This is a genomic window from Bdellovibrio sp. 22V (assembly GCF_030169785.1).
Taxonomy (GTDB): Bacteria; Bdellovibrionota; Bdellovibrionia; order Bdellovibrionales; family Bdellovibrionaceae; genus Bdellovibrio.
The window spans coordinates 1,361,988-1,385,853 of the sequence record NZ_CP125854.1 but is presented as its reverse complement, the minus strand read 5'-3'; the positions used below and the strand labels follow the sequence as shown (position 1 = coordinate 1,385,853).

Below are 23,866 nucleotides of genomic sequence, written 5' to 3'. Positions count from 1 at the left end.
TGAGGCTATTTTATGCTATTTTTTGAGCAGTCGCTCGGACTTTCTGTCCTCTTCGAAATAAGAGGTTCGCGGCTCCGCAGAAGACCAGACCGCCAAGACTCACGGCGGGCCATTTTCCCCAACTCCACAGCAGCGAGCCGATCCAAGAGCCGAGGCTTCCTCCGATAAAATAACAGAACACATAGATCGAGCTGAGACGGGAACGCGCTTCTGCGGAAAGTTCAAAAACACGCGCTTGGTTGGAGATATGTGCGACTTGAATGCCCAAGTCCAAAATAAGAACGCCCAAGATCACGCCGAGAACAAGCTTGGAAGAAAGTGCAAGTAAAGCAAAAGCTCCCATAGAGCAATATAAGCCCAAACGAATGGTCGCTGCCGTGCCTTTTTTATCGGCGTAACGACCCGCAAGAGGCGCCGCCAAAGCGCCAATCATTCCTAGAAGACCGAACAACCCGATTGTTTGCGGGGTGTAATTGAAAGGTTCGCCTTCTAATAAGAACGTCAGCGTCGTCCAAAACGCCGAGAATGAACCAAAAAGAATCGCGCCCATCAAAGCCGCTTCGCGCACCAGAGGCAGGTCACGAATCAAACCCCAGGTGGAGTGCAACAGAGCTTTGTACGAACCGCTGAATTGCGGAACAGAGGCGGGTAGTGCCCATTGAGTCGCCACCGCCAAAAGCAAGTTCACTGATCCGGCGAAAATAAAAATCGACTTCCAGCCAAAGTGCTCAGCCATGAAACCCGAAAGAGTTCGCGCCATCAGTGAGCCCAATAAAATTCCCGACATCACGGTGCCCATAACTTTGCCGCGCTCTTGCGGCTTTGCGAGATTTGCAGAGAAAGGAATTAGCACCGTCGCTGAGACGTTAAAGAAACCCATTGCAAAACTCAACGCACACAACACTGCAAAACTGGAAGTGAACGCCAAAGCCAGAGCCAATGATCCCGCCGCAGTCATACTTACTTGCAAAAGCTTACGGCGCTCCATCATGTCACCGAGGGGAACTAAAAGAAGAATGCCGATGGCATAGCCCACAAGAGTCAGGGCCGGAACAAGCGAGACTGTTTTTTCCGATACAGCGAACTCACGCGCGAGAATTCCGAGCAGAGGTTGATTGTAATAGAGATTGCCGATCACAAGGATGCAAGTGACAACCATGAATGAAACTTGAAAGCGAGAGACACCTTGACCCATGCAGAAGGTGTTAAACTAAATTAAAGTGAGGTTCAAGTCAGTTCGCGATTTGAGAGTGGCACTCGGATATCACGTTTTTGCGAGGAATACCTCGCTGGCAAGAACGAATAAGTTCTCGCAACGTTTTTAACTTCTCCGCATCTTGTTTCATTTGATCAAAGCGAAACGTGAAATGATAAATTTCTTTGACCACCGCCGTTTCAAGTTGCAAAGCCAGTTTGAACTTCGCTGATTTCGCTTCTTCAATTTGCACCATGATCTTCCGAAGCGACGGCGGATACAATCGGGAGATAAATCCGACTTCTTCCAGTTTCATTCGGAAAAGAGGATCCTGCAATGCGCGCGTACCCTCTTGTTTGTAGTAAGAAACCAGATAAGCGGTGCGTTCGTTGGCAAGTCTTTCACGATCCAAATATGACGGATTGCAGAGAGTATGGCACAGATCAGGAACTGATTTTTGCGCGATCTTTTCCGCAAGTTCGTCGAAAAGATTGAGCTCTTCATCGTAGCTCTTCCCAATGCGCACAAGTTCTTTAAGATTGGGGTTTACTTCGGTGTGACTTTCGGGCCCGGTCGGCAGCGACGGGAGCACAGAGGCCTTAGCGACAGGAGGTCTCTTGGCCGTTTTTTCTTCGGAGGCCGAGGCTTTCGTCAATTGATCAACAGCGTAATACGAAACAGCCGTCAGGCCCACAAGCGCGCAGGTCACTACACCCAGAATAAAAAATCCTATGCACTTTAGAAGACCTTTAAGAAATCTCATCGAGTTGAAAATTAGCAGAATTTGAGGGCGGTGTCAGGAACTTACTCGCTAGACTAGGCGCTCGCATAAAAAATGCTCTTTGTCTTTACCTGACTAAGGGAGAGACCAATAAAAAAAGGAAGGCTTTTTAAGGGCCTTCCTTTTTAGATTTTTTAAAGAGCCAAGCTTAAGCGCGTTTTACTTTTTTTGTCGTTTTGCGAATGGCTTTTTTAGTCGCTTTTTTTGCAGACGCTTTCTTTGTTGTCCCTTTAGCTGACGCTTTTTTAGAAGTCTTTTTCATAGACTTGTTGAAAAGAGACTTTTCCAGCATCGTTTTTTGCGCGATGGCTTTTTTCTTGTAAGTTTGGATGTTCTTTTCCAAGTGATCCGCTGACTTTTTGATTTTTGTGATCGCGGTGTTCACTTCTTTTTCTAGTTTCTCTTCAGAAGCGCCCAAAGCTTTCACGATGTCTTGGTATTTCTTCCAAGCAAGTTCGATCTTTTCTTCTTTTTGTTGATCGAAACGGCCTTTCAACTCCGATTCTTTCTTTTTGATTTCGTCATTCAGTTTTTGGAAGTTTTCGAGAAGATTCTGAATGCCTTTGTTTCCAGACAAGTTCTTCAAAAGTTTTTGGAATGTAGTTGTAGCCACAACAGTCTCCTTTGTTTACAAAACCTAACATACACCTCACAGAGGTGAAATGAAAGCCCCGGAATTTTATTTTGACTCAAAATTAATAGTTTCTAACCAAACTTCACGCTGGGCGGAGTATTGGCCTGGGAATTTCTCGAGGCCTTTTTCTCTCAGTTTCATCGCATATTCAGACATGTACGTCTTCAAAGAAGCTTCGTCTTTCACTTTGTAAACGACCTTGACGTCCTTGCTTGAAGCTTCCAGGCTTCCACCTTTACGAAGACAGAGTTCAGCGCTGATAAAGCCCGGGCATTGCAGAACTTCGTTAATGTGTTCAGTTTTAAGCCATTCAACGTACTCAGAATAGACCTCATGTCTAACCACGAGGTGGATCATATAAGTAACCATGGGACTCCTAAAGGGTGAATTTGAAGTCCTTGATTAGCATACCCGGGATCTTTTTTCCACCGAAAGCACGGCTTTCATAGGTTGAAACCATGGGGTCGATCTCTTGGAAGTCCGTCACGGCGACAAGATTGCCACCCAAACAGTCATAAAGGCTCTCATCGAAGCGCAAATCCGCAATCGGAGCGACGATTTCCCCATTTTCCACCCAAAAACACGCATAACGAGTCATTCCCGTGATGCGCGCATTCAGACGATCCGACCAGTTCAGATAATGAAGATTCGACAAATAGAGTCCCGTACCTAGTTCTTTCAAGATGTCTTCTTGTTTCAAAGAACCTGCCAGGATTTCCATAGCACGTGGAGACTCATAGGCGTCAGACGCATTTCCAGCCACGCCATATTCTTTCGCAGAACGGGTGCTGACCATGAAATTTTTCAATTCACCTTGAGTGATCAATTCCATCGTCTCCGGAGCTAACTCTCCCAAAGAGTTGAAACGGTGAGTGAGGCCCGTTTTATAGTTCTCGCGCATCGAAAAGAGTTTAGAGAAAGACTTTTCTTTGTCGGCGAGCTTTTGCAAAGCGCTTCCGCCTTGCTTGTAAGCATTGAAGCTTAAAGCGCCCCAAGAAAACATCGAAGCCATCTCCGCCACCGCACCCGGCGCAAGATAAGTGCGATACGCACCCGGCTTCAAAGTGACTTTCGGTCTCTCCATCAGACGCAATTGATTTTTACTTTGCGCCAAATTCGCTTCAAAGTGTTTTTGATTCCACTCTGTGCCGGCATAAATCGACTTCACGGCTTTTTGGCCCATGTAAAGGGAGTAGTCGACAAAGAAGTTTTCATTTGCAAACCAGTGGCTTTGACCTTTGGAGTTTTTATTTGCAGAGATCAAAGGACCTGCACAGTAAAGGCCTGCCAAGTCCGCACCTTCTGCCGGAGTCGTGATCGAAGTGATGACTTTTTCATCCGGCAAAAGCGCGCCTTTCACCGTTGTGTCGCTGGTGCCGTTGTTTTGCAAAGGCACTTGGTAGGGATCTTCTGGAAGGTAGTCACACTCTTGACGAGCTTGCTTTAACCAAAAGTCCGCGCGTTTTCTGTCTTCATCGGCTTGGCCCGTAATTGAAAAACTTAAATTTGCGGTTTTGCCTTTTTTTTGCAGTAAAAGGGATAAAGAACGTTGCTCGACGTGCGTGTTCTGACGAACTTTGTTGCCGTTGAAACGCACGAACAAAGATTCTTCCGCGTGCAAGTTGACGTTCGCCGCTTCGTCACCTTGAAGATTGGCAAGAAGATGGTCGGCAACGAGATTGAAATTCTTTTTTGTATTTTCAGAAAAACTCATTCGTTGCTCCAATTATGCGCCAAAGACTTCAACATTTGCGAAGAGGCAGTAAGGTGTTGTGTGGCCGACGCGGATCACTTGGTTGGGTTCGCCTTTACCGCAGTAAGGAGAGCCGTAAGTTTCACGGTTTTCGCTGACAGACTTTAAAGAGTTCCAGAATTTCACAGTTGTCCCGCGATAATTAGGATTTTTTAAGGTCTTTGTGATCTTACCATTTTCGATCAGTTTGGCGTATTCGCAGCCGAATTGGAATTTATTGCGGTAATCATCAATAGACCAAGATTTGTTCGCCATCATGAAAACACCGCGCTCAACGGACGCGATCATGTCTTCAAGTTTGCTAGTGCCTGGCTCCAGATTGATATTCGCCATGCGATCAATCGGGGCACGATTCCACGAAGAAGACCGGAAATTCGCGACCCCCGGCAAATTCAAGCGCGCCTGTGATTCAAGTCCACCCAAACCGCGCAAAAGCTTTCCGTCTTTGATCAAAAATTCTTTTTGCGCCGTATGGCCAGAGTCATCAAACGCATAGGAAGCCAATGCATCAGGAACGGTCGGATCAAAAGTGACATTCATCAATTTCGAGCCGTATTGGAGCTTTCCGAAGTCTTCCGGTTGTACGAAACTCCAGCCGGCATAATTGCGCTCGTCGCCAAGGATGCGGTCGTATTCCAAAGGATGGCCGATGGACTCGTGCACTTGCAGGGTCATTTGATCTGGCGCCAATAAAAGGTCCATTGTCGTGTCAGGGCAGTTTTCCGCACTCAACAACTCGACCGATTCTTCGGCCAAACGCTTTGCACGTTCCAGGATCGAGGCGCGATCGAAAACTTCCGCACCGATTTGCAAGCAGCGGGCAAGGCCGCCGCTGTCGGAACGGGTTTGCATTTCGCCGTTCGCCCCTGCCGTCGCAGAAAAGTCCGTACTCACGATCGAAAATTTTTGGTGAACGTCAGAACCGTGGGAAGTCACGGTGTAAAACTCTGTTTCCACGATCATCGCCGTTGCAGACCGGCTGACAATCTTATCAGAAACTTTCATAGCCTTCGTTGCGTCGACAAAAATATCGGAAATTTCTTTCGCCGTGAAAGAATCGAGGGGTTTTACCACCGGAGACGAGTATTTACCTTGCGCGTGAGGACGTTGATCCAAAGTGAACGGATGCACTTTTTGCGAAGACGCGGCCTTGGCCATCAAAAGAGCTTTGTTCAAAGCTCTTTGAATTCCCGACTCGGTCAAATCGCTCGTGCCGGCGAAGCCAAAATGACCCTCGACCAAAACCTCGACCATCACGCCTTGATCGAAAGCGATGTGATTGCGATCGGGTTTTTCATCACGAACAGTTCGATAGGTCGTTTTTTCAGTGACGTGACGTAAACTGACCCAGTCGGCTTGGGATTTTAGTGAATTTAGGGTGCGTTGCAAATCGAGCATCATAGGCCCCTTTCCTCAATGTAATTCAACAGTTGAAATAAATGATGCTACTTGAAAAGACAACCTCGATCGGCAAAGTCGCAAGAAATAATACTAAGAGCGAGCGCGTACGAGACTAGTGACAAAATATCTTGGCAAGGCCTTTGCTTTATAGGGCTTGCAGGGAGGAGCTGGTGTCATAAAGACCCAGACGAAAAAAGGCAGAATTTATGAGAATCCTTTTAGCACTCATCACAACTTTGATCATGTCGATGTTAACTCAACTGGGTCACGCTCATGCCGCGATCCCGTCCGTGCCATCTTGTGGTTTGGCGAGCGAAGGGATCTATAATGGTTCATGGGTGAAGCACCGTATCGTAGTCGAAGAGGATGTTCTTGGCGGTGCGAATGACATGGATTCCCTTTTGGCCCAGCTTGAAAACTTGCGCTCTCAAGGTCTTTGCCGCTAATCTGGCAGGACTTTGAATCGAAACGAATATCTAACCAACATTTGGAAGTCTTATCCCGCAATGCCACCGCAATATCAGGTGGCGGGGCGAATTTATAAAATCGAGCGTGATCCTCATTTTCTTAAGATCACGGTGATTCGCGATCAAAAAGAACATAAAATCGAATTTGCGAAACCTCCGGCGCATTCCGAATTCTTGCACGAGGGTGATTTGATCGCAGTCGTATCGGCAGCGGAAATTATTTTGTTGGCGCCCGCTTTGGTGTCTTTGCCGGCACATCGTTTTAATAAAGAGATTCTCAGTCAGTGGAGTGTTTTTGTTCAAGGCGTGCGCGATTTTTTCGTCAAAGATCATTTCTTGGAGATTAATACTCCCTCTTTGGTTGTTTGTCCCGGAACGGAGCCTTCGCTCGATGTTTTTTCCACGATTTTGCAAGTCGGTTCACGCCAGCAAAAGTTTTATCTTCCGACAAGCCCAGAGCTGCATTTGAAAAAAGCCTTGGCCTTGGGCGCAGAAAAGATTTTTGAAATCGCACCTTGTTTTAGAAACGGTGAAATCACTGAACGCCATCAGCCCGAATTCGTTATGTTAGAGTGGTATCGCGCTTACGATTCACTCACACACATCAAAAAAGATGTGGAAAAACTGGTGCATTCACTGGCGAAGACTTTGAAAGTCTCTGCTCCGCATGCTGTAAAGACTTACAGCATTGCCGAGCTCTTTAAATTCTACTGCGATTTTCCGCTTCGTCCCGACACGACAAAAGAAGAACTCAAAGCTTTGGCGCACAAGCTGAACGTCGACGTGCGTAGCGCCGAAAGCATTGATGATTATTTCTTTTTGATTTTCATGGAAAAAATAGAATCGCAGTTGCCGCACGACGATCTTATCTTCGTTGAAAAATATCCTCCTTATCAAGCGGCGTTGGCGCGCATGACAGAAGACGGGTGGGGCGATCGTTTTGAGGTTTATTGGAAAGGCTTTGAACTGGCGAATGCTTTTCATGAGCTCAACGATCCGCGCATTCAACGATTGCGTTCGGCGGAAGATCTTGAAAAGAAAAAATCCTTGCACAAAGAAATCGTGTCTTTGGATGAAGAATTCTTCCAATGCCTAGAAGCGGGAATGCCACCTTCGGGGGGGATCGCCTTAGGTCTGGAAAGACTTTTCATGGCATTGATGGGCCTCTCGCATATTGCAGATGTTAGAGTGTTTTCAAAATCGTAAGACTCAAATCGGCTTTATGCGCCTCTTAACGGACGCCGTTTCATTGTGAGAACCCAGCCGGAATTTTGCGGAATATTATCATATTATTGTTAAGAAAAGATCGTAAGGATTGCTGAGTATCGTTCCGAAAAGAACACTATGGAACAGCAAACTGTACGTAAAGGATTGTTTCTTTTGGCGCTTCTGTTTTTATCAGAAGCGATCGCGACGCCGACGACTTTGAATTATCAAGGTCGCATTCTTAAGTCCGATGGAACACCGTTAGAATATAACAACGTGAGCTTCGCCTTTGAAATCACGAATGTCTCTGGAACTTGCGTTTATTATCGCGAACAACGTAATGCCGTGAACATGCAAGGTTCGAAGGGCGTCTTCGATATTCCTATCGGTGAAGGCACAAAACTTTTTCCCACAACCTCCAGTTATTCTTTAAGGGACGCCTTCAACAACTCCGTCACACATGACTGTGACGGGGGCACGACATACACTCCTTCTTTAGATGAAGTGCGTGTCTTGCGCGTGCAATTTCATGATGGCTCTGGTTGGAAGGCGATTACGCCTAACAACACGATTCGCTCTGTGCCTTTTGCGAATTTTTCTTATTCCGCGGCGAAGCTCGGTGACAAACTTCCTTCAGACTTCGTTTTAAAAAACAGTGTGACGTCTTGTGTGCCGGGACAGTATCTGACCTTCGACGGCACTAGCTTTGCCTGTCAAAACGATGCGGGCGGGGCCGGCATGGTTTCAGATATTAATGTCACTGCTCCGCTCACTAAAGGAGGCACGGCTTCGCTTCCTGTCCTTGGAATTTCCGTAGGCACAAGTGCAGGTACCGTCGCTGCAGGGAATGATGCGCGCTTCACAGACGCACGTCCTCCCACAGGTGCTGCGGGTGGAGATCTTGGTGGCGCTTATCCCAATCCTTCTGTCATAAAACTTCAAGGCGTGGCCGTTTCTTCGGGGGCGCCGACGTCAGGACATTTTTTAAAGTATGACGGCTCCCAGTGGTTGAGTTCCGCCATTGCGATTTCCGACGTGACGAATTTATCTGCGACGTTGGGCACGTATATGACGACAGCGGCATTCAACGCGGCCGTGGGAAGCGGGAACTGTGCAGCTCATCAAACGCCGTATTGGAATTCTGTTTCGGGATCTTTCCAATGTCAGGCGATCAATGTTTCGGTCGCAGGTGACGTGAGCGGAAGCATTGGCGCGGTCAGCGTTAATAAGATCAAGGGTGTAGATGTCGATACAACGGGTTTAACTGCGGGGCAGGTGTTGAAGTATGACGGAACGAAATGGGCCCCCGCGAGTGATTCGAATGCAGGCGGTACCGTTACGAATATTGCGACAGGCACAGGTTTGAGCGGTGGCCCGATTACGTCGACGGGAACTATTTCGCTTGCGAACACGGCAGTGACTGCCGGATCTTACACGCGTGCGAATATCACGGTCGATGCCCAAGGTCGTTTGACTGCCGCTTCTAACGGAGCCGCGGTTAATCTTGCAACGGAAGTCGCGGGGACGTTGCCGATTGCGAATGGCGGCACGGGACAAACAACGGCGGTGGCGGCGTTTAATGCGCTTTCTCCTCTGACGGCGAAAGGTGATGTTGTTGTTAACGATGGAACGAATGATATTCGTCTTGCGGTAGGTATGAATGGACAAGTTCTTTCTGCGAATTCCGCTCAGCCTTCGGGACTTCAATGGGTGACGCCGACAAATGGAACTGTCACCAATGTCACGGGAACGGCTCCGATTGTTGTGGCAAGCGGAGCGACGACACCTGCGATTTCAATTAACGACGCGACGACTTCTGCAAAAGGGGCCGTGCAAGTGGGCGCGGGTATTGCCGTTTCATCTGGAACTATCAGCGCGGATCCTGCGACCTTTCCGTCTGCAGTTCCTGTTTCTAAGGGCGGAACGGGAGTAACCTCGTTGACGGCCAATCGTCTTGTTGCTTCGAATGGGACGGGGGCTGCTTTAACTACATTCAGTTGTGCCGTCGGGCAAATTGTCAGTTTCGATGCGACGGGATTGATGACGTGTTCTTCATTCACGACAGGCTCGGTTTTCCTGAATGGAGGAAACAGTTTTGGTGCGGCCGCGACGTTGGGCACGAACGATGCCTACAATCTCGCTTTTGAAACGAGCAATACCGAGCGCATGACAATCAAAAGCGATGGGAATGTTGGTATCGGTGTGATCAATCCCACGGCGACTTTAGATGTTTCATCGGCGTCAATGAATGTGGGGCGATTTACTTCGTCAAACACCGGCGGAACTCGTCTGGTTCTGGTCAACAGTGATACGGGTGGAAGAACCTGGAATATTATTTCTTCAGGTTCGGGCACTTCCGGCGGAGCGGGAGCACTGCAACTGTTTGATCCTGCCGGCGGGAGTGCCGCGCAGTTCGTTTTCAAAGGCGACGGTAAATTCGGTGTGGGCACGGTTTCTCCTGCGACGAATTTACATGTCTTGGGAGCGAGTGCGGTGGCGCGTGTCTCTGCCAGCGGAGTGAACGAAGATGCGAGTCTGCAAATCAATAACGGCGCTGAAAACACTGGCTTTGCGCTGACTCGTTCAGACACGAACAATGCTTTGCAAATCAACTATGAATCACCGATTGGCACCGTTTCAAAACAAGCGATGTCTATTGCGAGCACGGGATATGTGGGTATTGGAACTTCGGCGCCGACTTCGGGTTTGACGTTGGTGAACAATGCTGTGGGCGACGCGAGTGACGATATCAATATTCAGACGTATTCCGATACGAATACGCCGTCATTGATTTTAACAAGATACCGCGGCAACGCGACGACACCGACACCGCTGGCTTTAGGAAATATCGGTAGTCTTTTAGTTCGTGGGTACAATGGTTCGACTCTCATCGAAGCGGGAAGCATTCGTTTCGCTGCCGAGGAAGCGTGGACGACAACGGCAACGACAAATAATACCGCTTTGACTTTCCATAATTCAACAGACGGAAGCGCGACAGAGAAAATGCGTATCGCTTCAAGCGGCAACGTGGGTATTGGTTTGACGGCGCCTCTGGCGACTTTGCATGTCGGCGGCAACATTAAGCTCGGCCCTGTAAATCCCGCAAGCACCGGGACACTGCCAAACTACGGGAATTATCTTTATTTTCACGGGGGACCCTCGCCCGCAACTTCAGACAGTGATGTCACCGATCCTATTTGGATGGCTCGTTACAATCTCGCGGCCGACCAATCCGAGTTGCGCGTGAATTTCTCGGATAACAATCAAGCTCAGGATGCTTTCTCTGTCGGTTACACAAGTGCAGGCGTTTTCAATCAATTGTTGCGCGTGCAGGGCGATGGTAAGGTGGGAATTGGCGATTCGTCTCCATCATTCAAGCTCGATGTGGCAGGGGAGATCGCGGCACGTAACGGCCCAGGCACTGTGATTTACATGGGTGGTGACGCGAGTTCGGATCTTGAGATCGGAACGACAAGTACGGCGCAAAACTCACTCGTTTTTTACAATCGTGGTGGTGGTTATGGTATGGATATTCAAGCGCGTAATATCACGTACTCGGGTTCACTCAATCCTTCGGACCGCCGTTTAAAGAAAGACATTCAGCCATTGCATTTTTCCCTCGAGAAAATTCTGCAAGTGGAAGGTGTCAGTTATTATTGGAAGGAACCTATCCAGTATTCCGAAGGTTTGCAGCGCGGAGTGATCGCTCAGCAAGTGGAAAAAATTTATCCCGATCTCGTCAAGACGGATAAAAAGGGCATGAAGAAAGTGAACTATTTGGGCTTTATTTCGCCGATGATTGAAGCTCTTAAGGAGTTTTATGCTCTTTGGTACAATGACAGCCAAGAGTTGCACAAAGAACTGGACGAACAAAAAAGAAAAATGGCGTCTCTTGAAGAGATCAATAAGAAATTAGAAGAGCAGAATAAAGCTTTGGAAAAACGCTTGCAGCTGATCGAATCCAAACTCGAAAGTAGATAAGGGCTGATTTTTCACAGGCGTTCTTGGAAATTCCGCGGTTAAAACCGGTAAAAATAACAAACAACGAAAACCTGACTTTGAAAGCCGGGTTTTCTTTTATAAAACCTCAGCATCTTTTTAATAACACCGCAAAGAGGTTTTCGATGAAGAAGCTTGTTCTCGCTTTATTGGTTCTATCCGCAGCTCCGGCTTACGCTGGAAAAATGAAGGCAATCTGGGAAATGACGAATGAAAGCGTTTTACAAACTTTAGGTTTTGACGAAGGCATTGTCGCTATCGAAAAGCATCAGTTCGTCCAAGTTGTCGGCGCTGATTTGGCGGTGCAAACACAAGTGCGTGGTTACTATCGCGTGCGTGGCGAAGTGCCTCTTTTTAACTGTGTAACAAGCTTCGTGAAATCCAGCGAGTTTTATGAAGTTAAAAATACGAAGTGCGAAAGCGCTCAATAAGAAAAAGGTACCTGGTACCTTTTTCCCAATAAATAAGGGGCTTTTAAGCCCCTTATTTTTTACGCCTTTTTAGGCCCGTTATTGATGTCTTCTTTAAGTTCTTTTCCGACTTTGAAAAACGGAAGTTTCTTTTCATCCACGTTGATGATTTCACCCGTACGAGGATTGCGTCCTTTATAAGCACCGTACTGACGATTCACAAATGAACCGAAGCCACGGATCTCGATACGGTCGTCACGCATAAGGGCCTCCACCATAGAATCAAAAATGGTGTTCACCACAGTTTCCGCTTTCACGCGAGTGATACCGGCTTTTTCAGAGATTAAATTAATCAAATCCGCTTTAGTCATTATGTGCTTCCTTCAGCTCTGACGGCAGCCCCTTAAAGTATTGATAACACTCCCGATTATACAGAACTGCGGAGGCCTGACCACCACTTTTCAATACTTTAACTCAATGCTTCTTATAGAACCCAGTATTGAGAAGGATTTTACGGTAGGCATCAAGGGTCGCCTGGACCATTTTAGGCGTATCGAAGAGGTCTACAACCTTTTGGCGCGCGCGTTCGCCAATTTCTTCGGCGGGCATCGTTCCAGAGAAGATTTCGACCAAAAGATTGCTCATAGAGTCTACGTCCGCGGGTCTAAGCAGGAATCCATCACGACCGTCTTCAATAATATTAGCAATCGGCGATACTTCGGAGCCTAAAACCACTTTCTTTTGGGCCATGGCCTCTAAAGTGGAGGGTTCAAAACCGGTCGTTCGGGAGCCCATGTTCACGAAAACATCCCCCAAAACGATATAGTCCTCGATCTCAGCAGAAGGAACGGCGCCGGTCATGACCACGCGATTTCCCAAAGCCAGGTTCAGAACGTTAAATTCGATATCGCGGAACTTCGGCCCGTTGCCGACGACGATCAAATAACTGTTAGGCTTTTTGATCGCAACTTTTTCAAACGCTTTCAGCAAAGGCAAGATCTCTTGCACTTCCGTCATATCTGAAATGGTCACAGCGACGTGAGCATTTTCAGGAATGCCCAATTGCTTACGAAGCTCCAAAGATTTTTCTTTTGGAGTAAGGTCGCCAAGTTCAATTCCGTAAGGCACCGTGTACGTGTGATAGTCCGGATAAAGATAGTATCTTTCCAGAATAATTCTTTGTTCCGGATTCGTGACGAAGATTCCGTCAGCGGTCGTCAGCAAGCGGCGGTCGCCACCGTAATAAGTCGTAAGAAATTTGTATGTCGTCGCAATCGCGGTTGTAAGCATACTGCTTAAGTTGTCCTGCTTCATCGCGCGAATAGCGAAGAGCTGTGACATTTGCGTCGCTTCCACGTCGTAAGCCATCGCGACTTTCAAAGCATTCTTGCGCGTGCCAATGCGGAAGCCTGATTTATCGATACTATGAACGATATGAAAAGGATCTTCTTTGTGAAGTTGCGCGAAACGCTGGCGCACAGCCATTTGAAAACTCATGTGCGAAAAATTTTTGGCGCCTTCATGCAGGTAAAAAACTTTAACGCCGTCACGAACCACTTCAGCTTTTTTTAGGGGAGAGGTCGCCGCGAGAACGGTGACTTTATGTCCTTCGCGCGCAAGACCGCGGGCAATCGGCCACAGAAAACCATGATCCGTCGCGCGACTTAAAATCGGAAAACGATGCGACGTCAGACAAATATTCAATGTTTCTGGAAGCCGGGATTTTTTGGCCATACCCGATTATCTTAAATGATTTAAAGCCTTGTTGTACAGACGATTGAGTTCGTTCAAAGACGAATCAATAAGGTGGCGATCTTCCGCCAATTGCTCCGAAAGGTTTTCCGGCAACTTCAAATGCGGTTTCGCCAGAAGTTTGACCAGGTCTTTTTGCAAGTGATGGTGGTTGAGCACCCAGCAGTTCACGGCGTTTTTCCAAAGATCGGAGTGAACGCTCGTTTGTTTGGAGTCGAGAATCAAAACAGCGTGCGAATGAATCGCGCGCATATAATATTCCGTCATTTCAACCGGGGTCAGAGTCTGTCCCGCCAAGACGAAAGCAGTGCTCTTTTCCAAAAGCAGATGACCTAAGTTTTCGGTTAGAGTTCCCGTCACAGTCCAGCGCCCGCCGCATTGGAACTCTTCCATCCAGGCCGCAAATTTTTTGCGGTCTCGTAAAGTCCAGTGCGCGTAAGAGCCCCAAAGAACAACTTTATACTTTTGCGCAAGTGTACGGATGCGAATAAAGCTGTCGCTTTCAGAGTTAAAATCCGTTTCACGAAAAGGCACAACGACATAAGGAGTTTTTTCAAGGCTTTCGATGAACAGAGCTTCTTCTTCAGCGTCGAAAAGATTTTGCTCTTGCGCGGATTTCAGATCCAAAACAGGAGGCAGAATACCACGCCCCTGGCGATTGGAGCGAACATCCAATCCTCTTAATTGTCCCAGGGCTTCAACAGTCGGGCAGGTGACAATATCGCTTTCTTCAATCAAATAGCGCACAGGATTTCTGCGGGTCAGCCCATAACGAATGTTAAGAAGAGACGTCGTCAAAACACAGCTCGGATGAGATTTTGCGAACATCGACAGGATGATTTGGGCCGGATTCATACGGTCATCATCTAAAAGAATATGCAGAATTTGCGGTTGTAATCCAAAAAGACCGGGAATGATGCGCAGGCCTTCAAGGGCGCTCCAGCGTTTGAAATAACCCATGAACTCAATGCCGCTGGTATCGCGGGGAGTTTCACCATAGCTCGTAAGCAGAACCACCTCGTGTTGCTGAGCTCTTAGAGCTTGCGCCAGCTGCCACGAAGTCGCGTTCACATGTTTGCTTACGAGAATTATTTTCGCCATTCAAGTCCTAGGGCTTTGTAAATCTTGTGAAGGATTTTGCGATTGGCCTCAGGAATATTCCGTTGCTTAAGTTCTTCGGGGTGAATCCACTCTAACATCATGTGGTGCTTTGCCCGAGGCTCGCCCTTCCAGTATAGGATTTCATAAAACAATATGAGAATCCCTACATCTCCGTAAGAGTGTGTACAAGCAAGCTTCAGTTCACCGACGTCAGCTTCGATTCCTAATTCTTCATTTAATTCGCGAGCTAGCGCTTCTTCAGGAGTTTCGCCGTTCTCAATTTTGCCGCCGGGGAATTCCCATTGGCCTGCCAAAGAGTTGTTCTCAGGGCGTTGGCCGACGAGGATTTTGCCATCTTTGCGCAAAAAGCCAGCGACCACAGGAATCCAATGGCCCTTGCGGATCTTCGACTTTTTAGGTTTTGTCTCTACTGCGCTATCGTCCGTCATTATACCTTCTTGCCACGTCGTGGAAAAATCCCGGACCGTGGAAAACAAGTGCAGAATAAATTTGAACAAGATCTGCGCCCATTTGCAATCTTTCAAAGACATCTTCAGGAGTTAGCACTCCTCCAACGCTGACTAAAAGCATCCCCTCACGCTTTTTGCCTAAGCTTTCAACAGCCACTTGCAATGCGCGCTGCGAAAGTTGTTTTAATGGAGCACCCGAAAGTCCTCCTTCGGCAGGGAAGCGACAGCCTTGTGGGCGAGATAAAGTTGTGTTTGTTAACACGAAGCCATCAACACCCAACTCTTGGCAGTGCAAAACTGTTTCCGCCAAGGCTTCTTCACCCATATCGGGGGAAAGTTTCACTAGCACCGGCGTAGGTTCAAAATGCGAAACGCGGTCCACGATGGGACCGATCAGAGATCGCAGATTGTCTTTGTTCTGAAGATCGCGAAGTCCCTTGGTATTGGGGCTTGAGATATTCACAACATAGGCATCCGCAAAAGGACGGAACTTATCCACCAACGTGATGTAGTCGTCGACAGCTTTGTTGTTGGGAGTGTAACGGTTCTTTCCGATGTTCACGAAAATCGGTGTGCGATAGTTCGGAGCATAAGAGGCAAGATTGTAAAACGTGTCGTCCGCGCCATCACTTGGAAAACCCATCTTGTTCCACATCGCCTGCAGTCTCAGATCACGATCCATGATCTTTCCTGGATTCGGAGTCTGCGCTAACGGTGTGACAGTGCCGACTTCAACGAAGCCGCAACCAAGTGCCCACCATTCTTTCAGATGTTCGGCGTTCTTATCGACGCCGCCCGCGATGCCAAGGGGATTAGGAAAATAAAGATCTTTCCACGTGAAGCTTTTCCACTGCGGAGTTTTTCTTCCGTGAATAAGAGAGTACAGAGGTAACGCCAGTGAGCTCAGATCGTGAGCCCACTGGGGTGGTAAAAGTAACCAAGGCTTGTTCATTAGCGAGGGTAAAGGCCTCTGAGAAGCATTGCTTTCTCAAGACGTTGAATAGAAACCGCCATTGCAGCAGATCTCATATCGACATTTTTCTCTTTAGAAAGAGCATAACCTTTATCGAATGCTTTTGTGATGATGCCTTTCAAGCGGCCGTTGACTTCATCTTCGTCCCAGAAGAACGAAGTGATGTCTTGAACCCATTCAAAGTAAGACACGATCACGCCGCCACCATTCGCGATAACGTCTGGAGCGATGAAAACGCCACGTTTAGTAAGAATTTTTGTCGCTGCGTTTGTTACAGGACCATTCGCACCTTCAACGATGATTTTTGCTTGGATTTTTTCAGCGTTGTGCGTGTCGATTTGGTTCTCAAGAGCACACGGGAAAAGAGCGTCACATTTCACTTCAAGCAATTCTTCATTGCTGATTGGTTGCGCTTTGGGATAGCCCTTCAAGAATTTGTGAGCTTTCACGTATTCCAAAACTTCAGGGATATCAAGACCGTCGCCATTGAAGATACCGCCAGAAACGTCAGACACAGCAACGATGCGCGCGCCACGTTCGTGAGCGAATTTCGCAGCGAAAGATCCTACGTTACCGAAACCTTGAATAGCGATGGAAGCGCCCTTCATGCTCATGTTGTTCACTTCGAAGGCTTTTTCCGCGACGTAAACAACACCCAAACCTGTTGCGTGGTTACGACCTAAAGATCCACCGATCTCTACTGGCTTACCAGTCACAACACCTGGTTGTGCGTAGCCACCTTGCTCTTGCGAGTAAGTGTCCATGAACCAAGCCATTGTTTGCGGGTCTGTGCCCACGTCCGGAGCTGGAATGTCTTTAGTTGGTCCTACGAAAGGAGCAATTTCAGAAGCATAACGACGAGTCAGATTTTGTTTTTCAGTGCGAGAAAGTTTTGTGGGATCCACAGTGATACCACCTTTCGCGCCACCCAAAGGAAGACCAAGAACAGAGTTTTTGAAAGTCATCAAAGCTGCAAGGCCGACAACTTCAGAAAGGTCTACGTTTTGGTGATAACGGATACCGCCCTTGTAAGGGCCCAATGTTGGAGAGTATTGCACGCGGTAGCCAGTGAAAACTTTAACGCTGTAGTCATCCATACGAACGGGAACAGAAACCGTGATCGCGCGACGAGGTCTTTTTAGACGCTCAAGTACGTTAGGGTCACAGTTAATAATTTTTGCCGCTTCTTCGAGAGTTTGAATAGCGTTTCTGAAAAGAGGCCCGTCATACAAGGGCTCTATCTTGTGTTCCATGATTTGTGTCTCCTTAAAAATACACGAGTGAAGTCTAATGAAGTAAATACTCAAAGTCACTCTGGAAAAAGGTGATGACTCAGTGGTTCTTTTCCACCACAATAAGGGCCTATGCTTCGGTCGTGGTCACTCTCTATCAGCTTCATTTTTTTAAGTTTTTCGGCCTTCGCTTCGAACCCGCAGCGGGCTTTTATGGAGCAGTTTAGCAGCTCTCGCATTAGCTTCCCTGATGAAGAATCTCCACTATTGTCTGACAGCCCAGGGCGTTATCCTGGCCCCCTTAACTTCTTATTCGAAAATGTCTTGAGTTGGATTCCGCGCGGAGAGCCCAAATTGATGAGCGCCCAGTGCGCGCCTCACGTATGGAAAGGTCGCATGATGGATTCTCGTCTGGCGTCCTCGCCACAGCTGCAAGGCGCTTTGATGCAGAAATACTTTCAGGAGTGCCGCTCTGAAATCGAAACCGGTGACAACGGTTATTTCGCAAACGTGATGGGTATGATGACGATGAAGTACCAACCGCAGGCGCATCCTTTTTTGCGTCGGGTGGTGGTGAATCTTCCTGGGAACGTCAAACTGAAGGGATTGCTGGCATTAAAAGGGGACATGAAAAGACGTCCTCTTGTGATCGTTCGTCTTGGAATTTTTTCGAGCATTGAGGACTTCAAACCGGAACGGGCCTGGCTGATGATGCTTTTCGAACAAGGGCCGTTCAACGTCCTGATGCTCGAGAATATGACCAGCCCCGATTTTGTGGCGAATAACAATCAGTTTTCTTTCGGCGGTTATGACGAAGGCATTCAGAATATTCTCGTTGCGAAGTTGCTGACGGATTCCAACGAGCCTCTTTCGAGCTTGGTCGACAGCGTGCATATTTTCGGAATCAGCTTAGGTGGTCATGGGGTTTTGTACTCGTCGCTTTTGAATAAATTCAATTCGCCGTCGTCGCGTCCTTTGATTCGCAGTTTTACAGCGCTGTGTCCGGTCGTGAATTTGCAAAGTACCATGCAATCCCTCACGCAAGCGGGCGGTGTGAAAGCGGCTTTCGTCGATTTTTGGGGACGTCAACGTCTTGAGGGGCTGAATAAAAAGATCCCGGCGTTGCTGACTTATGACAGCTTCGCGTATCTTTCAAAAGTTATCTCTGAAATCACGCGCACCTATCACGGGGGTCTTTCTTATATTTCGAAAGTCCAGTTGCCTCCGGGAATGAAAGACAGTGGTGATTTCTGGGCCGTGAATGATTTCTGGAAGTTCTACAAGCAAGTCGAGCAGCCGGTTTTGATCTATGCAACTAATCAAGATCCCGCGGTGCCCTTTGAACTCAATTCACAGAAACTGCAAAACAAAGAAATGAAGATCGACAGCAAAAATATTCGCGTCGTCGATCTTCCGCAAGGCATGCATTGCACGTTGCCTATTTCATATGATTGGTCGGTTCTAGCGACAGTGTTTCAGTCTTACATTCTTTCGCATTCACCGGATTTCAAAATGGTCGAGCGCTTTCTTGAAGTCGATATGTCAGATGAAGAGTGGAAAGGGTTTTTCGACGAAGGTTCGCGCGTGCGTTTTGAAGTGCAGGAGCCTAATAAAAAATCCGGCTTCGCAACGATTGCTTTGGAGATTGAAAATAGCAAGGGCGATGAAAAGTCGATGAACTTAAGCCTGCCTCTTTCGCAGTTTGATTTCCGTTTCTTGAATCCTGAAATGTCCAGCTCTGAGCAAGAGATGATTGTTCGCTGGTTGAATCAGAATCTGAAATTGCGGATCGAGCCAAAGAATGGAAAGTACACCCTAAAAGCCACGTGGCCAGTGGCGCTGTAGTTTTTGGTATTTGGCATTTTGTCGCCTGTGACTTTCACCAAATGAAATTCTATTTTATTGAGGCACTTTAAAACTCTCGTCACGCTGAGGAAACGGGGGTTTTATGTCTTTGATCCGGTTTTCTATATTTGCGATTTTTCTAGTGGGTCTCGCCGCCTGTTCTTCGTCTCAAAAGAAAGAAGAAGAAAAAATTCAAGGTCGTTTCACCGAAGCTTCCATGCCATCCGTAGCGGAAGTTATTTACTTCAATGGCGACATTATCACGATGGAAAAAGACAACCCCACAGTGCAAGCTGTCGCTGTTGCGCGCGGAAGAATTATGGCCATGGGCCATACACAGCAAATGCAGCCGTATCGCGGGCCTGTCACGAAAATGGTGGATCTTAAAGGCAAAACCATGGTGCCGGGTTTTGTTGATGGTCACTCCCACATTGGGTCGTATGTCGGTATATGGGGGACGCCGGATTTAAGTCCTCCGCCGGTCGGTGACGTTCGCAACATCAACGATATTGTAAAAAAAGTTCAAGCGTACATTCAAGACGCCAAAATCCCTGAAGGCCAAGTGGCGTTTGCTGTCGGTTATGACGATTCGATGTTGCAGGAAAGAAGGCATCCTACAGCCAAGGATCTGGATCGTATTTCCACGACACGTCCTATTTTTATTCTTCATGCTTCAGGGCATCTTGCTGTGGGAAATACGGCGATGTTGAAACTGGCGGGATTTAAAAAAGGCAGTAAGGCTCCCGAGGGCGGAAGAATTCTTTTCGATAAAACAACAGGATTGCCAACAGGAGTCGTCGAGGAACAAGCGGTCTTCAACTTCTTCGCAAAAATTCCTCCGGGCACGATGGAGGATAACTTAACAAAGTTGGACTTCGTGCAAAACTATTACGCGAGTCAAGGGATCACGACGGCGCAAGAAGGACAGACGCTCCCAGGGACCATGGCTTTATTGCGAGAAGCTGCAAAACAAAATCGTTTGAAAATGGATGTTGTGGCTTATCCGAAGTGGACGAATTTTAATGACGTCATGAATGGCAGCAGAAAGTTGGACGTAAATTATTTTCCTCCGGGATATGAAAACAATCCGCAGCTGTGGAGTTATCATTCACAGAAAGAAGTTTTCAATAGTCCCGTTATCGAAGGTCAAGCTCGGCAAAACGTGGGCATCTACGATCGGCGACTAAAGGTGGGCGGAATTAAAATTACGCAGGATGGATCTCCGCAAGGAAAAACAGCCTATCTCTCGAAACCGTACTTGCGAGTTCCCGCCGGTGAGAAAGCGGACTATCGCGGATTTCCGATTTTGACCCAAGATCAGCTCGATCAGTGGTTGGATGCCGCTTATCGCAGTGACGTTCAGGTTTTTGTTCATTGTAACGGGGACGCCGCCGCCGACATGATGATCGAAGCGGTTCGTAAGGCACAGGAAAAATACGGACAAAAAGATCTTCGCCCGGTGATGATTCATGCGCAAACCGTGCGTGAAGATCAACTGGATAAAATGAAACAATTAGGAATTACGCCCAGTTTTTTTAGCGCGCACACCTACTTTTGGGGTGACTGGCATGTGTCTGAAACTTTGGGCTTAGAGCGGGCTTCAAAAATCAGCCCGATGGCTTCGGCTTTGCGACGAGAAATGACAATAGCGAATCATTCCGATGCACCGGTGATTCCGCCTAATCCTATGCGACTCATGGACTCTGCCGTAAATCGCACAACACGCACAGGAAAAATTTTAGGTCCCGGGGAGCGGATCTCCGCATTTGAGTCTTTGAAAGCGCTGACCTTGGGCGGAGCGTATCTTTATTTTGAAGAAGAAGTAAAGGGTTCGATCCGGCCCGGGAAAATGGCGGACTTTGCGATTCTTTCGGCGAACCCTTTGAAAGTGAATCCTACGACCATCAAAGATATTTTCGTGCTGGAGACGATCAAAGAAGGACAAACCATCTTTGCGAAAGTGGACTCCATGCAGGTGGTTCCTCGTCTGGGAATAGAAGAGCGGGAAGAGTTACAATATCAGCGCACCCCGCGCGATCCATAAGACGTCTCAGATGAAATCTCACGTGTTATTGCTTTCTGTCGGTGTCGCGGCGATCTCCTTCCCTGCGGTCGTCTTGCGACATTCAGAGAAAGACGGGCCTTTGATTGAGTTGATTAGAATGCGATTTTCTTTTTTCAGTTCATTTGTTTCATCCGCGAGGATTTGCACCTGAGGGTCCTGAGTCAAAACCACGGGCTCTTCTCGCGCAAAAGGGTTCGGTCCGACTCCTGGGACTGAAAAAACGACCGCTGGCTCGCTCTCCTTCGGTGTTTTTTGTTCTTTGTCCTTTTTCATCTGAAAGATGGCTAACGCCATGAGAATGGCCCCGGCGCCTAAGAGGGTTTTGTTATTACCTAAGCTAGTAGCTTGATTGAAAAGGTCGCCAGCTCTGCTGATAAGATCTTTCGCATTCATTTATTCCCCCAGTAGAGTCAGATTATTCGAATCAAGAAAAAGGCTATAAACAAAAAGTCGATTTTGTATCGAAGTGCAACACTCTTCGAAGTCTTTCCGAGCGCATTTTTTCGGCGTGCGTGCTTTCGCACGTGGGTCTTTTTAGACGGGGGCGGACAGTTGCTCTTTAAAAAAATCGGAGTGCTGCGCGAGTTGCTGCATGTAACCCTGCACGTCTTCTTTTGCTGTTTCCGAGAGCCGTTGAAAGGGGACGATGTGTTCATCCGGCACGTAACGAAACGTGAAATTGATTCGGCGAGTTTCAAAGTTGGTGATTTCGTTCAGAGGAAAGACAACATCTTCTTTTTTCTCCACACGCTGCACGCGGTGGAAAAGATGTTTTTTAAATTTGTCTCCGCCAAAAATCTGCAAGGAGCTGTCTTCCAGCCACTGTTGTAAGACGACGTTGGATTTAGATTCCGTGCCTTGGCTCGAAACGAATTGAAAAAGAGCGCGCTCACCAAAAGAGACGGAGGCCACAGGGCCTGGTTCAAAATCTTTATGCTCGCCCACGCGGGCGCAGTCCAAAGCTTTGCCGTCCTCTTGAATCTGATTGCCGTAATAATTGATAAGGCAGGTGTTCAAATGCCAGCCACGCGGAATGTCGCGAGGCTCGAAAGACTCGTGCACCAGTGTTTCAATTTTTTGCACGATGAATTCCAGGATCGGCGGGTAAGGCTCGGCCTGAACGCAGCGGTTATAAATTCCTTTAGGCGGATGATAGTAGTTAAGGCACGCAAACTGCCAGTTGCCCAACCAGTAAACGGGACGCAAAAGAGGACGTTGCTTTTGATTGGCCGGAGGCGGATTGTTCTTTGAGTAGCGCATCTCCCAAATGGGATAAAGGGTGCTCAGGTAATTCAGAATTTCCTGTTTTTCTCGAGGAGAAATATAGTTTTGCTTGTAAACCAGTCCTCGGCCCATGCCTTGAGGTTTCTCCGCGCTTTTAGGCTGGAATTTTGGTTTAAAAGATCCCTTTGCTTTGAACATAAGGCGAAAATATCTATCACAGCTTGCGGGCGAAGGCCAAGCCCGCGCTGATAGAGGATGACAGGGGCGCCCTGTTCGGCTACAAATGGGCCCTAGGAGGATGAAAAAATGACATCACCTGTGCAGGCCATCCTGGGTCCTCAAGAAAAGCAGCTTCTTTTAAATCAGATCCCTTTCCTTAAAGGTAAAAAAATCCTCATTATCGGCGACGTAGGCTTGGACGAGTACGTGATGGGTCAAGTCCGTCGTATCAGCCCTGAAGCGCCCGTGCCTGTTCTGGAAGTGGAAGGCGAAGATATGCGTTTGGGTCTGGCAGCCAACGTTGCGCAAAACGTAGCAAGCCTGGGCGGAATTCCGATGCTTGTTTCAATCGTCGGCGACGACACCGGAGCAAATCTTCTGAAAGAGTTGAGCGTTAAGAACGGTGTGAGTTGGGATTACATGATTGTCGATAAGGCTCGTCCCACAACACGCAAAACCCGCGTGATGGCAAAACACCATCACTTAGTGCGCGTGGACTATGAGCTTAAAAAATATCTTTCTGAAGAAGCGGAAAGCCGTTTGATTGCCACTGTCGAAAAAAATGTTTCTGAAGCCGACTGTGTGATTATCGAAGATTATGCCAAGGGCGTGATTTCCCGTAATGTCGTGGAAAAGGTTTCCGCGATCTGCAAAAAGGCGAACAAAAAATTGATGGTCGATCCGCATCGTGACAACAATGGTGGCTTCTATAAAGGCGTTGATTTGATCAAGCCGAATTATGACGAAGCGGTTGTCTTGACCGGCATGAGCTTCGACGATCTTCGCGACAATCCAAATAAAGTTGTTGAAGTAGGTCGTGCTTTGCAAAAGATCACAGGCGCAAAAGAAGTGGTTTTGACTCGCGGAAAAGACGGCATGACGATTTTCTCTGGTGAAGAGATCACAGAAGTTCCAACTTACGCACGTAAAGTCTTCGACGTCACAGGCGCAGGAGATACTGTTATCGCGGCTCTTTCTTTGGGACTCGTTTCCGGTTTGTCATTGGTGCACTCGTGCATGCTCGCAAACAATGCAGCAGGTGTTGTCGTCGGCAAAGTCGGCTGTGTGCCCTGTGAAATTCCGGAACTCAAAGAATACATCCAAACAGCTCATTAAGAAAAAGGTACCTGGTATCTTTT

The 23,866-nt window shown here is 47.7% G+C and carries 21 protein-coding genes; 7 read left to right on the top strand and 14 right to left on the bottom strand.

All coding sequences use genetic code 11. The features are described from left to right. Window positions 1-10: 10 nt before the first annotated feature. The 6 genes from QJS83_RS06685 to QJS83_RS06660 form a co-directional block, all read right to left on the bottom strand. Window positions 11-1,195 carry an MFS transporter gene (locus QJS83_RS06685; protein ID WP_284608385.1) on the bottom strand — a complete coding sequence of 395 codons (1,185 nt, stop codon included), beginning with the start codon at window positions 1,193-1,195 and terminating at the stop codon, window positions 11-13. A gap of 37 nt (window positions 1,196-1,232) precedes the next feature. Then, window positions 1,233-1,958 (bottom strand): hypothetical protein, encoded by a 726-nt coding sequence (locus QJS83_RS06680; protein WP_284608384.1) that lies wholly within the window; start codon window positions 1,956-1,958, stop codon window positions 1,233-1,235. A gap of 166 nt (window positions 1,959-2,124) precedes the next feature. Then, window positions 2,125-2,589, bottom strand: coding sequence for an actin-binding protein (locus QJS83_RS06675; RefSeq protein ID WP_284608383.1), 465 nt, complete (start codon window positions 2,587-2,589; stop codon window positions 2,125-2,127). Window positions 2,590-2,655: 66 nt separating this feature from the next. Continuing rightward, a complete protein-coding gene (locus QJS83_RS06670) occupies window positions 2,656-2,979 on the bottom strand; it encodes a DUF4286 family protein (protein WP_284608382.1) in 324 nt (107 codons plus the stop codon). 7 nt (window positions 2,980-2,986) lie between these two features. Then, a complete protein-coding gene (locus QJS83_RS06665) occupies window positions 2,987-4,324 on the bottom strand; it encodes a TldD/PmbA family protein (protein ID WP_284608381.1) in 1,338 nt (445 codons plus the stop codon). 12 nt (window positions 4,325-4,336) lie between these two features. Beyond that, entirely contained in the window at window positions 4,337-5,764 is a 1,428-nt protein-coding gene (locus tag QJS83_RS06660) for a TldD/PmbA family protein (RefSeq protein ID WP_284608380.1), read from the bottom strand. Window positions 5,765-5,970: 206 nt separating this feature from the next. On the opposite strand from QJS83_RS06660, the gene QJS83_RS06655 reads away from it, so the two are divergent. The 4 genes from QJS83_RS06655 (at window position 5,971) to QJS83_RS06640 (ending at window position 11,867) form a co-directional block, all read left to right on the top strand. Beyond that, on the top strand, window positions 5,971-6,210 hold the full coding sequence (locus QJS83_RS06655; protein WP_284608379.1) for a hypothetical protein: 240 nt from the start codon (window positions 5,971-5,973) through the stop codon (window positions 6,208-6,210). A 60-nt stretch (window positions 6,211-6,270) separates the two neighbouring features. After that, entirely contained in the window at window positions 6,271-7,437 is a 1,167-nt protein-coding gene (gene epmA, locus QJS83_RS06650) for an EF-P lysine aminoacylase EpmA (protein ID WP_284608378.1), read from the top strand. A 138-nt stretch (window positions 7,438-7,575) separates the two neighbouring features. Then, a complete protein-coding gene (locus QJS83_RS06645) occupies window positions 7,576-11,418 on the top strand; it encodes a tail fiber domain-containing protein (protein WP_284608377.1) in 3,843 nt (1,280 codons plus the stop codon). Between the two features lie 143 nt (window positions 11,419-11,561). Next, the gene (locus QJS83_RS06640) at window positions 11,562-11,867 is read left to right on the top strand and encodes a hypothetical protein (protein WP_284608376.1); all 306 of its coding nucleotides are present in this window, start codon (window positions 11,562-11,564) and stop codon (window positions 11,865-11,867) included. A gap of 59 nt (window positions 11,868-11,926) precedes the next feature. Here QJS83_RS06640 and QJS83_RS06635 read toward each other — a convergent pair whose 3' ends face one another. The 6 genes from QJS83_RS06635 to QJS83_RS06610 form a co-directional block, all read right to left on the bottom strand. Beyond that, the gene (locus tag QJS83_RS06635) at window positions 11,927-12,217 is read right to left on the bottom strand and encodes an HU family DNA-binding protein (protein ID WP_284608375.1); all 291 of its coding nucleotides are present in this window, start codon (window positions 12,215-12,217) and stop codon (window positions 11,927-11,929) included. A gap of 103 nt (window positions 12,218-12,320) precedes the next feature. Further along, window positions 12,321-13,580: a glycosyltransferase family 4 protein gene (locus QJS83_RS06630; protein ID WP_284608374.1), complete on the bottom strand. Its 1,260-nt coding sequence runs from the start codon at window positions 13,578-13,580 to the stop codon at window positions 12,321-12,323. 6 nt (window positions 13,581-13,586) lie between these two features. Beyond that, complete coding sequence (locus QJS83_RS06625) at window positions 13,587-14,699, bottom strand: hypothetical protein (protein WP_284608373.1); 1,113 nt, start codon at window positions 14,697-14,699, stop codon at window positions 13,587-13,589. Next, on the bottom strand, window positions 14,687-15,148 hold the full coding sequence (gene mutT / locus QJS83_RS06620) for an 8-oxo-dGTP diphosphatase MutT (RefSeq protein WP_284608371.1): 462 nt from the start codon (window positions 15,146-15,148) through the stop codon (window positions 14,687-14,689). The genes QJS83_RS06625 and mutT overlap by 13 nt, the downstream gene beginning before the upstream one ends. Next, complete coding sequence (locus QJS83_RS06615; protein ID WP_284608370.1) at window positions 15,135-16,121, bottom strand: quinone-dependent dihydroorotate dehydrogenase; 987 nt, start codon at window positions 16,119-16,121, stop codon at window positions 15,135-15,137. Before QJS83_RS06615 ends, mutT begins: the two co-directional genes overlap by 14 nt. Then, window positions 16,121-17,395, bottom strand: a complete 1,275-nt coding sequence (locus QJS83_RS06610; RefSeq protein ID WP_284608369.1) for a Glu/Leu/Phe/Val family dehydrogenase — start codon at window positions 17,393-17,395, stop codon at window positions 16,121-16,123. Before QJS83_RS06610 ends, QJS83_RS06615 begins: the two co-directional genes overlap by 1 nt. Window positions 17,396-17,506: 111 nt before the next feature. On the opposite strand from QJS83_RS06610, the gene QJS83_RS06605 reads away from it, so the two are divergent. Continuing rightward, entirely contained in the window at window positions 17,507-19,219 is a 1,713-nt protein-coding gene (locus QJS83_RS06605; RefSeq protein WP_284608368.1) for a hypothetical protein, read from the top strand. Between the two features lie 103 nt (window positions 19,220-19,322). Then, window positions 19,323-21,263 carry an amidohydrolase gene (locus QJS83_RS06600; protein ID WP_284608367.1) on the top strand — a complete coding sequence of 647 codons (1,941 nt, stop codon included), beginning with the start codon at window positions 19,323-19,325 and terminating at the stop codon, window positions 21,261-21,263. An 18-nt stretch (window positions 21,264-21,281) separates the two neighbouring features. On the opposite strand, the gene QJS83_RS06595 is transcribed toward QJS83_RS06600, so the two are convergent. Both QJS83_RS06595 and QJS83_RS06590 read right to left on the bottom strand, forming a co-directional pair. Further along, a complete protein-coding gene (locus QJS83_RS06595; RefSeq protein WP_284608366.1) occupies window positions 21,282-21,677 on the bottom strand; it encodes a hypothetical protein in 396 nt (131 codons plus the stop codon). 141 nt (window positions 21,678-21,818) lie between these two features. Beyond that, window positions 21,819-22,640 (bottom strand): alpha-ketoglutarate-dependent dioxygenase AlkB, encoded by an 822-nt coding sequence (locus tag QJS83_RS06590; protein ID WP_470287792.1) that lies wholly within the window; start codon window positions 22,638-22,640, stop codon window positions 21,819-21,821. 174 nt (window positions 22,641-22,814) lie between these two features. Here QJS83_RS06590 and rfaE1 point away from each other — a divergent pair, with 174 nt between their 5' ends. Beyond that, on the top strand, window positions 22,815-23,843 hold the full coding sequence (gene rfaE1 / locus QJS83_RS06585; protein WP_284608363.1) for a D-glycero-beta-D-manno-heptose-7-phosphate kinase: 1,029 nt from the start codon (window positions 22,815-22,817) through the stop codon (window positions 23,841-23,843). The last annotated feature ends 23 nt before the right edge of the window (window positions 23,844-23,866 follow it).

What these genes read in the sequence shown, in the direction of transcription:
- QJS83_RS06590 (WP_470287792.1), bottom strand. Translation starts at nt 22,640, where the DNA reads ATGGGCCGAGGACTGGTTTACAAGCAAAACTATATTTCTCCTCGAGAA.
- QJS83_RS06645 (WP_284608377.1), top strand. Translation starts at nt 7,576, where the DNA reads ATGGAACAGCAAACTGTACGTAAAGGATTGTTTCTTTTGGCGCTTCTG.
- QJS83_RS06630 (WP_284608374.1), bottom strand. Translation starts at nt 13,580, where the DNA reads ATGGCCAAAAAATCCCGGCTTCCAGAAACATTGAATATTTGTCTGACG.
- QJS83_RS06680 (WP_284608384.1), bottom strand. Translation starts at nt 1,958, where the DNA reads ATGAGATTTCTTAAAGGTCTTCTAAAGTGCATAGGATTTTTTATTCTG.
- QJS83_RS06625 (WP_284608373.1), bottom strand. Translation starts at nt 14,699, where the DNA reads ATGGCGAAAATAATTCTCGTAAGCAAACATGTGAACGCGACTTCGTGG.
- QJS83_RS06635 (WP_284608375.1), bottom strand. Translation starts at nt 12,217, where the DNA reads ATGACTAAAGCGGATTTGATTAATTTAATCTCTGAAAAAGCCGGTATC.
- epmA (WP_284608378.1), top strand. Translation starts at nt 6,271, where the DNA reads ATGCCACCGCAATATCAGGTGGCGGGGCGAATTTATAAAATCGAGCGT.
- QJS83_RS06660 (WP_284608380.1), bottom strand. Translation starts at nt 5,764, where the DNA reads ATGATGCTCGATTTGCAACGCACCCTAAATTCACTAAAATCCCAAGCC.
- QJS83_RS06610 (WP_284608369.1), bottom strand. Translation starts at nt 17,395, where the DNA reads ATGGAACACAAGATAGAGCCCTTGTATGACGGGCCTCTTTTCAGAAAC.
- QJS83_RS06655 (WP_284608379.1), top strand. Translation starts at nt 5,971, where the DNA reads ATGAGAATCCTTTTAGCACTCATCACAACTTTGATCATGTCGATGTTA.
- QJS83_RS06600 (WP_284608367.1), top strand. Translation starts at nt 19,323, where the DNA reads ATGTCTTTGATCCGGTTTTCTATATTTGCGATTTTTCTAGTGGGTCTC.
- QJS83_RS06640 (WP_284608376.1), top strand. Translation starts at nt 11,562, where the DNA reads ATGAAGAAGCTTGTTCTCGCTTTATTGGTTCTATCCGCAGCTCCGGCT.
- mutT (WP_284608371.1), bottom strand. Translation starts at nt 15,148, where the DNA reads ATGACGGACGATAGCGCAGTAGAGACAAAACCTAAAAAGTCGAAGATC.
- rfaE1 (WP_284608363.1), top strand. Translation starts at nt 22,815, where the DNA reads ATGACATCACCTGTGCAGGCCATCCTGGGTCCTCAAGAAAAGCAGCTT.
- QJS83_RS06595 (WP_284608366.1), bottom strand. Translation starts at nt 21,677, where the DNA reads ATGAATGCGAAAGATCTTATCAGCAGAGCTGGCGACCTTTTCAATCAA.
- QJS83_RS06615 (WP_284608370.1), bottom strand. Translation starts at nt 16,121, where the DNA reads ATGAACAAGCCTTGGTTACTTTTACCACCCCAGTGGGCTCACGATCTG.
- QJS83_RS06605 (WP_284608368.1), top strand. Translation starts at nt 17,507, where the DNA reads ATGCTTCGGTCGTGGTCACTCTCTATCAGCTTCATTTTTTTAAGTTTT.
- QJS83_RS06665 (WP_284608381.1), bottom strand. Translation starts at nt 4,324, where the DNA reads ATGAGTTTTTCTGAAAATACAAAAAAGAATTTCAATCTCGTTGCCGAC.
- QJS83_RS06670 (WP_284608382.1), bottom strand. Translation starts at nt 2,979, where the DNA reads ATGGTTACTTATATGATCCACCTCGTGGTTAGACATGAGGTCTATTCT.
- QJS83_RS06685 (WP_284608385.1), bottom strand. Translation starts at nt 1,195, where the DNA reads ATGGGTCAAGGTGTCTCTCGCTTTCAAGTTTCATTCATGGTTGTCACT.